Here is a 13,518-nt window from a genome sequence, read left to right on the forward strand (position 1 = left end):
CCGTACACTTGGCTCGGCAGCACTACCCGAGGGGACCACGCATGACCAACGACGCCTGGCATTCCATGCGTGCCTCCGACGCCGATCGCGAGCGGGCTTCCGACGTCGTCAAGGCCGCCGTCACCGAAGGCCGGATCAGCTGGGACGAACACCATGCCAGGCTGCGGCAAGTGCTCAACGCCCGTACGTACGCCGAGCTGAACCACGCTGTCCGCGACCTCCCCACTGGTGTGACACCACAGCCTGCGGCGGGCCCGCCGGCTGTGCCGCACGGATACCCGGCGGCTCCCGGTCAGGTCCCGCCGTATGGATATCCGCCGGTGCGCCGGCCAACCAACAGCTTGGCAATGGCGTCGGCGGTGCTGGGCGGCCTGGGTTTCGTCACCGGTCTGAGTTCCGTCGCGGCGATCGTCACCGGGCACATGGCTCTGAACCGGATCAAGCGGACCGGTGAGGAGGGCCGTGGGCTCGCCGTCGCCGGACTGGCCATGGGATACACGGTCGCGTTGGGCGGCTTGCTGCTCATGCTCTTCTTCTTCGGGGTGGTCTTCGTCGGGTCCGGCTTTTACCTCTAACCGCCCCCTCTCCCCATGATCATTGGCCTTTGACTACCGGATCCGGTAGTCAAAGGCCAATGATCATGGGGAGGGGCGAGCGGGTGGGCTATCGGGGTCACACGAGCCAGGGGTTCTTCTTCACGATCGGCAACCTCGCCCAGACCTTGCCGAGCCCGAGAACTCGACCGGCGCCTGCCAGGGCCAGCGCCACCACCAGCAGGATCTCGATGATGTACGTGTCCATGAACGGGTTGTTGGTCAGCGGCAATGCGGCCATGTACATCAGGATCAACAGAGCCGAACCCGTGACCGCGGCGATGCGCATCCCGATGCCCAGGATCAGCGCCAGACCGATGCCCAGCAGACCGATCATGAACAGCCAGTCCGCCCAGGCTTGTCCGGCCATCCCGGTGAAGAAACCCTCGAACGGGCCGTCGACGTTGCCGAGAAACCCTGCGGTGGGGGTTCCGCCGTCGATCCACGCGTTCTCGGCCGGAGTGGCGTAACCGAGACCGAACGTCTTGTCGAGGAACGCCCAGAGGAACGTCCAGCCGAGAGCGAATCGCAGCGCGGCCAGCACGTAGCCGAGGATGCCGGGGCGGCCGCCGGCGACAGCCGTCGCCTGCGTGGTCTGGATGGTGTCAGGCCCGGTGGTGTCCGGAGCCACCTTCTTCGCTGGACGAAACATCGCCCTACCTCCTAGTCGTGTGATCACCGGAACTTCCGGGTCATCTCCACTAAACCTTGGGAACAACCTGCTGCGATGCGGTCGATGGTCTCCACTGCCTAGGACGTTGGTCCCATCCGCGGAGGGCATCAAGACCGGCCTCATCACAGCGCGGAGACGTTATGGCGGATCCGCCGGCCCCGGATGAGGTCCGGCACGATCCGCAAGTAGTACGGGCGATGGCCCAACGCCCACGGCGTGATGCGCAGTTCGGCCAGCCGGCGCCGCTCGGCTTCGTCGCCGACCGCCTCGGCGCGGCCGACCACGACGACGGACCAGCCGGTCATGCCCTGCTCGTCGTACTCGTCGCACTCGAACGCGACGATGGCCGACCGCGCCGCCAGGGCCAGCTTGGACCCCATACCGATCCGGATCACCACGTCCTCGCCATCGAGGCCGAAGTTCACCGGCTGAATAGCCGGCAGCGCACCCTCGGTAAAGACGAGCCGGCCGACCGGCACGGTCGCCATCAGTGCCAAGCACTCGTCCCGGCCGAGCACGTCCAGCCCGACCGGCTCTGTCTCGAAAGTTCTGTCCACGGACCCAGCATGCGCCGCCCACCACGTCCGCTAGCAGTGCCGAACGTCCTGACAAGGGGAGCCACCAGGGCATCTCGTCACCGGGCCGGATGGCCCGAAGGTCCCTTGGTGGAAGGACCGATGCCGCTAGATGACACCGCCGGTTCCCGGGTAGGAACGAAGTAGGCGCCCAACAGGTGGCGCCACGGAGTCATCTTGGCTCCGTTCACGCAGGAAGGAATCACCATGGGACGCATAGTGGTAGGGGTCGACGGCTCCCGCGACAGCGAAGCAGCACTGTTCTGGGCCGCCGAGGAGGCCCGGCTTCGGGGCGACACGCTCGCGATCCTCTACGCCGTACACACACCCGTGACCGCCGTGCCATTCGGTGGCACTGCCGTGCTTCCACCAACGGAGGAACTCAAGAGCTACGGGGCGAACCTGCTGGACGTCGCTGCAACGATGGTGCGGCGCGGCGCGGCTGACGCCGGAACCGACGCTGACGCCGAACCCGACGACGTGCAGGTGACCACCGAACTGGTCGTTCAGCCTCCGGTCATGGCCCTGCTGGCCGCGGCAAAGGAGGCCGACCTCGTTGTGCTCGGTAGCCGCGGCCTGGGCACCGTCGGGTCGGCCTTCCTCGGCTCCGTGAGCACCCGGGTGGCCAGCCGGGCCGACTGCCCGACCATCGTCGTCCCGGTCGAACACGCTGAGTACCGACGCGGCGGGTCCGTGGTTGTTGGTGTCGACGGAGATGAGAGCGACGCCGCCTTCAGGTTCGCCGTGGCCGAGGCCGAACGCCGGGGCACCACCGTCGAGGTAGTCCACACCTATTGGCTGCCGATGGTGGCCATGCCGATCGAGGGCGCCAACATCACCGGCACGTCCGCAACCTACGGCCATGAGACCGCTGAAGAGCGGCTGCAGGCGTTCATGGACCGCAACCAGCATGTCGTGCCGGACACGGTGACCGTGAAGACCCAGGTCGTGCTCGGCGACGCCGCCGAGGTGCTGGGGCGGATGAGCGAGGACGCCGCGTTGGTGGTGGTCGGCTCGCGCGGACGTGGACCGTTGCGCGGCATGCTCCTCGGTTCGGTCAGTCAGCGCCTTCTGCATCGTGTCCACGGACCGGTGGCCGTCGTCCACGACGTCGCCGACCCCGACACACCATGACCGCCCCGGCGTCTGCTCCGGCGCTGGAGCCGGCACCGGAGCGGCGCCACCACGCGTTGCCGGCCCATGAGGTCTTCCTGCTGTTCGAGACCGACCACGAGCGTGGCCTCGACGACAACACCGCCCGCGAGCGCCTGCACCGGCTCGGTCCGAACGTGCTCCCTCGGCTCGACCGGCGGGGGCCACTCACCCGGCTGCTTCTCCAGTTCCATCATCCGCTGATCTACGTGCTGCTCGCCGCTGCCGCGGCCACTACGGCGATCGGCGAAGTGGTCGATGCCGGTGTCATCCTCGGGGTGGTGCTGCTCAACGCCGCCATCGGCTATCTGCAAGAGTCCCGGGCCGAGCGTGCCCTCGACGCCTTGGTCGCCATGGTCCGGACGGAAGCGACGGTAGTTCGCGCAGGCCGCCGCTTCCGGATCCCGTCGGAACGGATCGTCCCGGGCGACGTCGTGGTGCTGGAGACCGGCGACAAGGTGCCTGCCGACATTCGGCTGGCCGCCACCAGTGAGTTGGGCATCGACGAGTCGGCTCTCACCGGCGAGTCGGTGCCCGTGCGTAAGGAACCGGTGCATCTACCCGCGGACACCGCTCTGGCCGACCGGACCAACATGGCCTATTCCAGCAGCCTGGTCAGCCATGGTCGAGGCCGCGGAGTCGTGGTGGCTACCGGTGCCGCCACGGAGATCGGCACGATCCATCGGTTGGTTGGTGAGGCCAAGAGCCTACAGACGCCGCTGACGCGCAAGATCGGCCGATTCAGCCGCGTCCTCACCGCCGCGATTCTGGTCCTTGCCGCGCTGACGTTTGCGCTCGGCTTGGCCCGAGGGGAAGACGCCGGGTACATGTTGACCGCGGCGGTCGCCCTGGCCGTGGGGGCGATCCCTGAGGGCCTGCCGGCCGTGGTGACCATTACGCTCGCCATCGGCGTCGCCCGCATGGCCCGACGACGGGCGATCATCCGCAAGCTCCCGGCGGTTGAGACGCTGGGCAGCACGACGGTCATCGGCACCGACAAGACCGGTACGCTCACCGCCAACGAGATGACGGTCACCACCGTCGTCGCCGGGGGCGTCACGTATTCGATCTCCGGTACCGGGTATCACCCAACCGGCGCGTTGACCGTGGACGGTGGCGCTGGGCCGGACGACGTCGCCCAGGTCAGCCTGGAACGCCATCCCGTCCTCGCGGAGTGTCTGCTGGCCGGCGCTCTGTGCAACGACGCCCGCTTGGAGTCCATAGATGGCCACTGGAGCGTCGCCGGCGACCCCACCGAGGCAGCGTTGCTGGTGGTGGCCACGAAGGCAGGTCTCGACTACGCCGACCTCCGGCAGCGATATCCGCGCCTGGGCGCCGTACCCTTCGACTCGGCTCGCGGCTACATGATCACTACCCACCGTAGTCCGGACGGTGGCACCGTGACCTACCTCAAGGGTGCGGTGGAACGGGTGCTGGCCATCGCCGACGACCAACTCGATGCGTCCGGCCACCTCGTCCCGGTCGACGCCGATGCCATCCATCGGCACACCGACCAGCTCGCGGCGTCCGCGCTACGGGTTCTCGCGTTCGCCCGCGTCGAGCTGCCGGGCTCGGAACCCAGGTTCTCGGATGGCGAATCTCCCGACAGCACCCTGGTGAACGCCCGGGTGACCGTGCTCGGCCTGCAAGCGATGTTCGATCCACCACGGCCGGACGCGATCGACGCGGTAGCTACCTGTCAGCGCGCCGGCATCGAGGTCAAGATGATCACCGGGGATCACGCCGCGACCGCCCGGGCCATCGCCGAGCGGTTCGGTCTGACCGCCCACGAAGGCGGCCCGCCGTCCATCGTCACGGGGCGCGAGCTGCACGACTGCCCGCCGGGCGAGCTGGACCACCTCGTCGAGCGCACCACGGTGTTCGCCCGGGTCACTCCGGAGCAGAAGCTGCGTTTGGTGGAGAGCATGCAGCGGTGCGGACACGTCGTCGCCATGACCGGCGACGGGGTGAACGACGCCCCGGCGCTGCGTCGCGCGGACATCGGCGTCGCCATGGGCCTGGGCGGGACGGAGGTGGCCAAAGAGGCCGCCGACATGGTACTCACCGACGACGACTTCGCCTCGATCGAGGCGGCCGTCGAGGAAGGGCGCGGGGTCTTCGACAACCTGCGCAAATTCATCACCTTCACCCTGCCCACCAGCATGGGACAGGGACTGGTCGTGCTCGCCGCCATCGTGCTCGCCACCCAGCTGCCGATCCTTCCGGTCCAGATCCTCTGGGTGAACATGATCACGGCGGTGGCTCTCGGGCTGGTGCTGGCTTTCGAGCCGCTGGAACCCGGCATCATGCGGCGGGCACCGATCCCTCCGTCGCGCCCCCTGCTCACCGGCGATCTCGTCGGCCGGATCGTGTTGGTCTCAGTGGTGATGCTGATCGGCGCCTTCTGGCTGTTCCACCTCGAACTCGACCGCGGGGCCTCGATCGATGAGGCGCGCACCGTCGCGGTCAACGTGTTCATGCTCGTCCAGGCCGCCTACCTGCTGAGTTGCCGGTCGCTTGAGCGGTCGTTCGTGCGGGTGGGGGTGTTCAGCAATCCGTGGATCGGCGTCGGCATCGCATCCATGCTGGCACTTCAGATGGCCTTCACCTATCTGCCATGGATGAACGGGTTGTTCCACAGCGCCCCGATCGGCGCCGATGCCTGGGGACGCGCCCTGGCCGTCGCCGTCGTCGCCTACATGGTGGTCGGTACGGAGAAAACCGTCCGTCGAATCCTTACTCGATCCCCTCTGCCGGAGGTCCGATGAACGATGCAGCGACGCCTACCCATGACCACCTGGCCTGGCGCTCGACGCTGGCGCACAGTACGGTCGTTAACGTGAGCGATTCCAGCACACCGCCCAGCGCCGAACGCGTCATCAAGGTCTTCTTGCTCGACGACCACGAGGTAGTGCGCCGCGGTGTCGCGTCCCTGCTCGAGATCGAACCCGACATCACCGTCATCGGTGAGGCGGGCACCGCGGAGCAGGCTATCGCCCGTATTCCCGCACTCAAGCCGGATGTCGCCATCCTCGACGTTCGGTTGCCCGACGGCGACGGCGTCAGCGTCTGCCGCGAGGTGCGGTCCCGCCTGCCGGCCCTGGCCTGCCTCATGTTGACCTCGTACGCCGACGACGAAGCCCTGTTCGACGCGGTGATGGCTGGAGCGTCGGGCTACGTGCTCAAGCAGATCCACGGCACCGACTTGGTCGGCGCGGTGCGGGCGCTGGCCGACGGCAAGTCGCTGCTGGACCCGGAGAGCACCACCCGGATGCTGGAACGGCTGCGCACCAAGGCAGCACAGACCGACCCGCTGGCGGCGCTGTCCGATCAGGAGCGCAAGATCCTCGACCTCATCGGCGAGGGCCTCACCAACCGGCAGATCGGTGAGCGTATGTTCCTGGCCGAGAAGACGGTCAAGAACTACGTGTCCAACCTGCTCGCCAAGCTGGACATGAGCCGGCGTACGCAGGCCGCGGCGCTCTCCGCGCAGCTCAAGGCCGAGTCGGCGCGCAACGATCGGGAACCCTAAGCGGCTGCGGCCACCCACTGCGGCTCAGCGCTTGACGAGCGCCTGCCAGATCAGCAGGGTTCCGGAACCATCGTTGGGGCCTGCTGGCTCAGAATTGCGGATAGACGGCGTCCGAGGCGGCCCATCCGCAATTCTGAGCCAGTAGGCCCATACAGAGGAAAGATCAGATGCGCACCCCCGAACCCCGACACTGGCCGTCGCCACCACCATGCATCCGATCGCCTCGGTGAAAATCTGGCTCAGCGCTTGACGGGGACCTGCCAGACCAGCGAGGTTCCAGCGGTTGCCCGCGGTGCGATCTCGAAGCTGCCGCCGAGGCGTTCGGCCCGTTCGGCGAGGTTGGCCAGACCGCTGCGGCGGCCATCGGCCGGAATCCCCACCCCATCGTCCACTACCGACACGCGAGCCTGCCCGCCGGAGACCGCCACGGTCACGGTGACGGCCGAGGCGCGTGCGTGGCGGACGACGTTGGACATGGCTTCTTGCAAGACGGCGACGAGATGCTGGCCGATCTCCTCCGGGATGCCCGAATCGACGAGGCCGTTCATCTGCAAGGCAGGGGCGAAGCCGAGTTGTTCGGTCGCCGACTCGATGATGGTGACGATCCGACCTCGCAGCGTGGTGGGCGCGGTGTCATGGGTCGACTGCAAGGCGAAGATGGTGGACCGGATCTGTCTGATGGTGGCGTCGAGGTCGTCGACGGTGCGTTGAACCCGCTCGGCGACCTCGGGCCGGTCGATCAGCCGGACCGCGGCGGTCAGCGTCATCGCGCTGGCGAACAACCGCTGCACCACCACGTCGTGTAGGTCACGGGCGATCCGCTCGCGATCGTCGACGAGCCCGTGCCGCTCGCTCTCTCGGCGGGCATCGGCTAGTTCCAAGACCACCGCGGCCTGGTTGGCGAAAGCGGTCAGCATCCGCATCGTCGAGGCGACGAACGGTGAGGCACCTCGCCGCTTCGCGAGGACGAGCACGCCACGGGCGCGTTCCTGGGTTCCCAGCGGCACTATCAGCGCCGGCCCGGCGGGCAGCCGATCGAGCAGCGGGGACGCCTCGGCCGACGACCTCAGCGCCGGCACCATGCGGGCTTCGCCGCTGGCCAACACGGCCCCGGACAAGGTCCCGGTAGCCGAGAATTCGAGCGTCGTGAGGTTGTCCGCGTCTCGACCGGCCGCGGCGAGCACCGTCATCAGGTCGACGTCGCCAACCGGGACCACGACGGCCGCGGTATCGGCCGACGCCATGTCTTTGGCCCGGGACACCACGAGCTGGAGCGCGTCTGTCAGCTCCGAACCGGACAACAACACCTGTGTGACTTCGGCGGATGCGTCGAGCCAGGTCTCACGGCGACGGGTCTCGTCGTACAACCTGGCGTTCTCGATGGCGATACCCGCAGCGCTGGCCAACCCCGCGACGATGACCTCGTCTTGTTCGTCGAAGTCGCGATCGCCGTTCTTCTCGGTCAGGTAGAGGTTGCCGAACACCTCGTCCCGGACTCTGATCGGCACCCCCAGGAAGTTATGCATCGGCGGGTGCCCATCCGGGAACCCGTAGGACTCTGGGTGCGCCGATATCTCGGGTAGCCGTAACGCCTGCGGCTCCTTGATCAGCAAGCCGAGCAGGCCACGGCCGTGCGGCCACTCGGCGATGCGCGCTATCTCGTCCTCGGTGAGACCCACCGGGATGAACTGCGCCAGCTGACCGTCGTCTCCGATGACCCCGAGCGCTCCATACCGGCAGTCGACCAGTTCGGTCGCGGCCTCGACGATCCGCCTCAGCACCGTCTCGAGGTCGAGGTCGCGGCCGATGGACACCACGGCCTCAAGCAGCGAGTGCACACCGTCCCGCGCCGCTACCACGGCCTGGATCCGGGCCTGCACCTCGGTCAGCAACTCGTCCAACGGCAGCTTTGGCAGGAGCTGGCCCGCTTCTTCCATCTCCACCACCCACGTGCCGGGAAACTTACCGACATACGATACTCCCCGGGCCGGCCCACCATGATCCACCCAAAGGGTGGGGGTAGATCAGGACGCTCGCGGCATGTTCCATGATCGCACCGGAGACACCCGCCGCCGTTCACCGGCCAACGCGAGTTCACGCAGGGTAGAAACCACGACGGATGCCCCACGCCGGCGCAGATCGGTGGCCAGGATACCGGCCCGGTCGACGCCGATCACCACCGCGAAGCCACCGCGGGCGCCCGCCTCCACTCCGGCGAGGGAGTCGTCGATCACTACCGCCCGCCACGGCGCGACTCCCAGACCATGCGCGGCTTCGACGTAGACCGCCGGCTCCGGCTTGCCGGGTAGCGACCGCCGGTCCAGGACGGTCGCGTCCACGCTCAGGTCGAACAGCCCGCTCACGCCGGCCTTGGCCAGCACCCACGAGCTGTTCCTGGCCGCGGAGACCGCCGCGGTGGCGACCCCGTGCTGGCGCAGCTGGTGCAACAGCGCCACCGCGTCCGGAAATGCCGTGATACGTCCGTCTTCGACGGCGGCCCTGAACCAGGCGTCTTTCCGCTCCGCCAGCGACCACAACGTGTCCGCGTCGGCGCCGCTCGGTCCGTTCTGATCGGCCAGCTGGAAGCCGCGCGAGGCGAGGAACGCACGTAGGCCTTCGCGTCTGGACCGGCCGCCGACGAAACGGGCGTAGTCGGCCGTGGTGTTGAAGGGCGCGGCTTCCGCACCGACCTCTCGGGCCCGGCGCCGCAGGAAGTCGTCGAACGTCGCCTTCCAGGCCCGAGCGTGCAAGACGGCGCTGTCGGTGACCACCCCGTCGACGTCGAACAGGACCGCATCGACCCGGTCCAGATCCACGACTGTTTCGTGCGACATGATCCGTTTCCTCCCTACGGCGAATGCACCACGGTCACCGGCGACGGTGCCCGCCGCAGGATGGTGCGCGCGACCGATCCGAGCAGCGCTCCGGTCACCAGACCGTGGCCTCGGCCTCCGATGACGATGCGGTTGCCGGTCCGTCCGTAGTCCATCAGCGCGTCGGCCGGCGAGCGTTCGTCGACCACAGCGTCGACCTTGACATCGGGGTAGCTCAGCCGCGGCGATTCGAGCACCTCTTGCAGACTGCGGCGGCCGTCCTCGCGCAGGAAGCCGGTTCCGTTGCCGATGGGCCACCCCTGCGGATATCCCGCGGGGAGGTCGAGGGCCAGCACCGCTTGGACTCCAACCCCCAGATCGGCCGCCACCTCGAAGGCATGCCGGATCGCTGGCTGACAGCGCTCCGATCCGTCGACTCCGACCACGACGGGTTCGTCGCCGACGCCGACTCCTGCTCCAGACCAACTGGCCGGAACCACCGTCACTGGGACCTTCGCGCCAGAGGCACATGCCACTGCTGTGGAGGTGGAGAGCAATCCGGACACCCGTCCGGTGTGGGTGCGGCCCAGCACCACCATGCGCGCAGCCTTGGCCGACCGGAGGAGGATCCGCGACGGTGACCCCTGGGTCGCTCGCGTCGTCATCGTGACCCCTGTGTACGGGCTTGCGGCCAGCCGCTCACGGGCGGCCGCGAACGCGATCTCGGCGCGTTGCCGGCCGACCGGCGTCACGGGGTACTCGATGACAGTTGCCGGATACGCATGGACGAGCTCCAACGAGGCGCCCACCCGTACGGCTTCGGCCGCCGCCCATTCCACGGCGGCCAAACACGGTTCAGTGCCGTCCACGCCAACCGCGATCGGAGCGACCGTGGTTACGTCGAGACCTGGCACTTCCAGGTTCTGGGGACTGATAGTCATGACTCAAGAACACCACCAAACTGGGCCGTGGTTTAGTGCCCGACGGTCCCATCAACAAGGACCAACGACCTATCGTCGACGTTCATTCGTTCCGCCGCCGCCACGTGCTGGATGACACTCAGCAGGCTGTCCGGTGTCACCGAGATGGAGTCGATTCCCGCGTCGACCAGCACTTGAGCAAAGGCCGGATCATCGCTTGGGCGTTGTCCGCACAGGCCCACCGGCACCCCGGCATGATGCGCGGACTCGACCAAGCGCCGAATGCTCGTCGTGACCGCCGCGTCGTTCTCGTCGAATAGGCGGGCAAGTACGTCGGAGTCACGATCCACTCCCAGGGTGAGCTGGGTGAGGTCGTTGCTCCCTACTGAGAAGCCATCGAATCGCTCCGCGAACTCCGCGGCCAGGATGATGTTGGAGGGAATCTCCGCCATCATGTAGACGCGCAAGCCGTCCGCCCCTCTGGCCACACTCTCGTCGGCCATCACCGCCAACACCTCATCCGCCTCGGCTAGCGTCCGGCAGAACGGAATCATGACGATGACGTTGTCGAGCCCGATCTCGCTGCGGACCCGCCGGATCGCCCGGCATTCGAGCGCGAACCCGTCCCGGTAACCCGGGCTGTAGTACCGGCTCGCGCCGCGCCAGCCGATCATCGGGTTCTCCTCTTTCGGCTCGAACGACTCCCCACCGATCAGCGCGGCGTACTCGTTGGTCTTGAAATCGCTCATCCGCACGACCACCGGGTTCGGCCAGTGTGCGGCCGCGATCCGGGCGATGCCGGTGGACAGCCGATCGATGAAGTACTCGGCCGGGTCCGAATAGTCGCGGGTCATCCGCTCGATCCGGCGCCGGACGTCGGGCGCGAGTCGATCCGCACGCGCCAGCGCCATCGGATGCACCCTGATGTCGCTGGCCACCAAGAACTCGATGCGCAACAGTCCGACTCCCACCGCTGGAAGGCGCCACCAACGGAAGGCCGCAGCCGGGTCGGCGACGTTGAGCATCACTCTCGTCCGAGTCTCGGGAATGCCGGCAAGATCGATGTCTCGGCAGCGCACCTGCAGCCGGCCACGGTAGACCTTGCCTTGGTCGCCCTCCGCACACGACACCGTGACGACGTCGTCGTCGTTCAGGATCGTCGTCGCCGAGCCCGTTCCCACCACCGCCGGAACCCCCAGCTCGCGGCTGACGATGGCCGCGTGGGAGGTCCGCCCGCCGTGATCGGTGACGATAGCCGACGCCCGCTTCATGATCGGCTCCCAGTCCGGGTCGGTAATGCCTGTCACCAGTACCCCACCGGCTGGGAACTCGTCGAGGTCGGTGGGGTGGACGAGTTTGACCACCGGACCGGACCCCACGGCGTCACCGATGGCCAAGCCGGTGACGATCGACTCACCGGTCTCGAGCAGCTCGAACGAGCGGAGCGTGGTGCCGGTGGTCCGGGACTGCACCGTCTCTGGCCGAGCCTGGACGACGAACAGCTCACCCGTAGCGCCGTCCTTGGCCCACTCCATGTCGATCGGTGTGCCGTAGTGATCCTCGATGGCTACCGCCCACCGGCTGATCTGGAGGATTTCGTCGTCGGAGAGCACCCAGGCCGACCGTTCGGCGACGCTGGTGGTCACCGACGCGGTTCCGCCGGTGGACCGGTAGGCGACCTTGTGCTCCTTGCGCCCCTTCGTCTTCGACACGATCGGCCGAAGCCGCAGGTCGTCGAGCAACGGCTTGAACGTCACATACTCGTCGGGATCGACGGCGCCGCTGACCACCGATTCCCCGAGTCCCCAGGCGGCGTTGATCAGCACCACCCGGGGGAAGCCGGTCTCGGTGTCTAGGCTGAATGCCGTTCCCGCGCCGGCGAGGTCCGCCCGGACCATACGTTGTACCCCCACCGACAATGCGATGTCCATGTGCGAGAAGCCCATGTCGCGCCGGTAGCTGATGGCGCGATCGGTGAACAGGGATGCGAAGCACCGCTGGCACGCGGCCAGCACCGCGTCGTCGCCTCGGACGTTGAGGAAGCTCTCCTGCTGCCCGGCGAAGCTGGCCTCCGGCAGATCCTCGGCGGTGGCGCTGCTGCGCACCGCCACCGGTGGCTCGGCCTGTCCGATATCGACCCCGAGGCTCGCGTAGGCCAGCCGGACCGCACGCGCCAACGACTTGGGCATAACCCCCCGGGTGATCATCGTTCTGATGGCCTCGCCCACGTCGGCCAACGACGTGCCGGCATCGAGCCGGTCGAGTTCCGCCGCGATCCGCTCGCCCAGGCCGTTCGCGTCGATGAACAGGCGGTAGGCGTCGGCGGTGACGGCAAAACCCTCCGGGACGCGCACCCCTGCCGCTCCCAGGTTTCGGGTCAGTTCCCCGAGCGACGCGTTCTTGCCGCCGACGTGGCTGACGTCACCTCTTCCTACCTCGTCGAATCGGACGACGAGGCGGCCCTTCGTAGCGTTTACCGGTGCCTTTCGTGCCGGCATGATCTTGCCTCCTTCAGGCACCGCGCGACCGCGCTGCCCTCCTGGTTGTTCTCACATCGACCGGAGGACCCGGCCGACCCGGCTCTCCGAGTCGTCGAACACGTACGTGAGGTGGTCGACGACGTCCACGACGCCGTCCACCTGCTGAGTCAGTCGAACCGCGATGTCGACGCTGCTCTTTCGATCCAACTCCCCGTCGAGGACGACCACGCCGTTCGTGACCTCCACCCGGACCGCGCCCCGCTCGGTCAGGAGCACGCGGCGGAAGACCTCAGCGATGATCTCTTCCTTGATCTCGCGGTCCGGCCGCAGGAACACGGACAGGAGGTCCGCGCGGCTGACGATCCCGACGAGGACACCGGCGTCGTCGACCACGGGGAGCCGTTTGACGTGACGTTCGGTCATCAGCCGCGCGGCCATGTTCACGCTCGCCTCAGCCTCGACGGTGATCGGTGGCCCCGTCATGAGATCCCCTGCCACCGCCCCCTCCACCTTCACCATCACCTCGTGCAGGTGGGGCGTGGACAGCCACGACCCGCGGCGACGCCGGTCTCGATACTCGTGCTTGAGTAACAGGTCGGCTTCGGACACCAGACCCACCAACTCGTCGTCGTCGTCCAACACGGGCAGCGCACTGATGCCGTGGTCCCGGAGCAGGCGCGCCACCTCCTTGAACGGGGTGGTGACAAGAACCGTGATCACAGACGTCGTCATCACGTCGGCGACCGTCACGTGTCTCATGCCGGCTCCTTCTGTTGTGTC

General features: G+C 67.7%; 11 protein-coding genes. 4 read left to right on the plus strand and 7 right to left on the minus strand.

Annotation, left to right across the window (positions count from 1 at the left end; all coding sequences use genetic code 11):
• Nucleotides 1-41 precede the first annotated feature (41 nt).
• Complete coding sequence (locus G8760_RS06425) at nucleotides 42-575, plus strand: DUF1707 and DUF4190 domain-containing protein (RefSeq protein ID WP_166348578.1); 534 nt, start codon at nucleotides 42-44, stop codon at nucleotides 573-575.
• Nucleotides 576-672: 97 nt separating this feature from the next.
• Here the strand turns inward: G8760_RS06425 and G8760_RS06430 are convergent, their stop codons facing one another.
• A complete protein-coding gene (locus tag G8760_RS06430; protein ID WP_166348581.1) occupies nucleotides 673-1,245 on the minus strand; it encodes a DoxX family membrane protein in 573 nt (190 codons plus the stop codon).
• Nucleotides 1,246-1,388: 143 nt separating this feature from the next.
• The gene (locus G8760_RS06435) at nucleotides 1,389-1,823 is read right to left on the minus strand and encodes a pyridoxamine 5'-phosphate oxidase family protein (protein WP_207782084.1); all 435 of its coding nucleotides are present in this window, start codon (nucleotides 1,821-1,823) and stop codon (nucleotides 1,389-1,391) included.
• A gap of 225 nt (nucleotides 1,824-2,048) precedes the next feature.
• Here G8760_RS06435 and G8760_RS06440 point away from each other — a divergent pair, with 225 nt between their 5' ends.
• From G8760_RS06440 to G8760_RS06450, 3 genes are all read left to right on the plus strand, one after another.
• Nucleotides 2,049-2,975 (plus strand): universal stress protein, encoded by a 927-nt coding sequence (locus G8760_RS06440; RefSeq protein WP_166348584.1) that lies wholly within the window; start codon nucleotides 2,049-2,051, stop codon nucleotides 2,973-2,975.
• Complete coding sequence (locus tag G8760_RS06445; protein WP_166348587.1) at nucleotides 2,972-5,761, plus strand: HAD-IC family P-type ATPase; 2,790 nt, start codon at nucleotides 2,972-2,974, stop codon at nucleotides 5,759-5,761. Before G8760_RS06440 ends, G8760_RS06445 begins: the two co-directional genes overlap by 4 nt.
• 71 nt (nucleotides 5,762-5,832) lie before the next feature.
• A complete protein-coding gene (locus G8760_RS06450) occupies nucleotides 5,833-6,525 on the plus strand; it encodes a response regulator transcription factor (RefSeq protein ID WP_246222456.1) in 693 nt (230 codons plus the stop codon).
• 239 nt (nucleotides 6,526-6,764) lie between these two features.
• Here the strand turns inward: G8760_RS06450 and G8760_RS06455 are convergent, their stop codons facing one another.
• From G8760_RS06455 to G8760_RS06475, 5 genes are all read right to left on the minus strand, one after another.
• Complete coding sequence (locus G8760_RS06455; protein WP_166348593.1) at nucleotides 6,765-8,462, minus strand: sensor histidine kinase; 1,698 nt, start codon at nucleotides 8,460-8,462, stop codon at nucleotides 6,765-6,767.
• An 87-nt stretch (nucleotides 8,463-8,549) separates the two neighbouring features.
• The gene (locus G8760_RS06460) at nucleotides 8,550-9,359 is read right to left on the minus strand and encodes an HAD family hydrolase (RefSeq protein WP_166348596.1); all 810 of its coding nucleotides are present in this window, start codon (nucleotides 9,357-9,359) and stop codon (nucleotides 8,550-8,552) included.
• Nucleotides 9,360-9,373: 14 nt separating this feature from the next.
• Entirely contained in the window at nucleotides 9,374-10,279 is a 906-nt protein-coding gene (locus G8760_RS06465) for a universal stress protein (protein ID WP_166348599.1), read from the minus strand.
• A gap of 32 nt (nucleotides 10,280-10,311) precedes the next feature.
• Entirely contained in the window at nucleotides 10,312-12,756 is a 2,445-nt protein-coding gene (gene ppsA, locus G8760_RS06470; RefSeq protein ID WP_166348602.1) for a phosphoenolpyruvate synthase, read from the minus strand.
• Between the two features lie 51 nt (nucleotides 12,757-12,807).
• On the minus strand, nucleotides 12,808-13,497 hold the full coding sequence (locus G8760_RS06475) for a CBS domain-containing protein (RefSeq protein WP_166348605.1): 690 nt from the start codon (nucleotides 13,495-13,497) through the stop codon (nucleotides 12,808-12,810).
• Nucleotides 13,498-13,518 lie beyond the last annotated feature (21 nt).

Origin of the sequence: Phytoactinopolyspora limicola, assembly GCF_011320225.1 — a bacterium.
Taxonomy (GTDB): Bacteria; Actinomycetota; Actinomycetes; order Jiangellales; family Jiangellaceae; genus Phytoactinopolyspora; species Phytoactinopolyspora limicola.

Excerpts from the sequence above, each read along its gene's own strand:
- G8760_RS06425 (WP_166348578.1), top strand. The coding sequence starts at position 42 with ATGACCAACGACGCCTGGCATTCCATGCGTGCCTCCGACGCCGATCGC.
- G8760_RS06430 (WP_166348581.1), bottom strand. The coding sequence starts at position 1,245 with ATGTTTCGTCCAGCGAAGAAGGTGGCTCCGGACACCACCGGGCCTGAC.
- G8760_RS06440 (WP_166348584.1), top strand. The coding sequence starts at position 2,049 with ATGGGACGCATAGTGGTAGGGGTCGACGGCTCCCGCGACAGCGAAGCA.
- G8760_RS06445 (WP_166348587.1), top strand. The coding sequence starts at position 2,972 with ATGACCGCCCCGGCGTCTGCTCCGGCGCTGGAGCCGGCACCGGAGCGG.
- G8760_RS06455 (WP_166348593.1), bottom strand. The coding sequence starts at position 8,462 with ATGGAAGAAGCGGGCCAGCTCCTGCCAAAGCTGCCGTTGGACGAGTTG.
- G8760_RS06460 (WP_166348596.1), bottom strand. The coding sequence starts at position 9,359 with ATGTCGCACGAAACAGTCGTGGATCTGGACCGGGTCGATGCGGTCCTG.
- G8760_RS06465 (WP_166348599.1), bottom strand. The coding sequence starts at position 10,279 with ATGACTATCAGTCCCCAGAACCTGGAAGTGCCAGGTCTCGACGTAACC.
- ppsA (WP_166348602.1), bottom strand. The coding sequence starts at position 12,756 with ATGCCGGCACGAAAGGCACCGGTAAACGCTACGAAGGGCCGCCTCGTC.
- G8760_RS06475 (WP_166348605.1), bottom strand. The coding sequence starts at position 13,497 with ATGAGACACGTGACGGTCGCCGACGTGATGACGACGTCTGTGATCACG.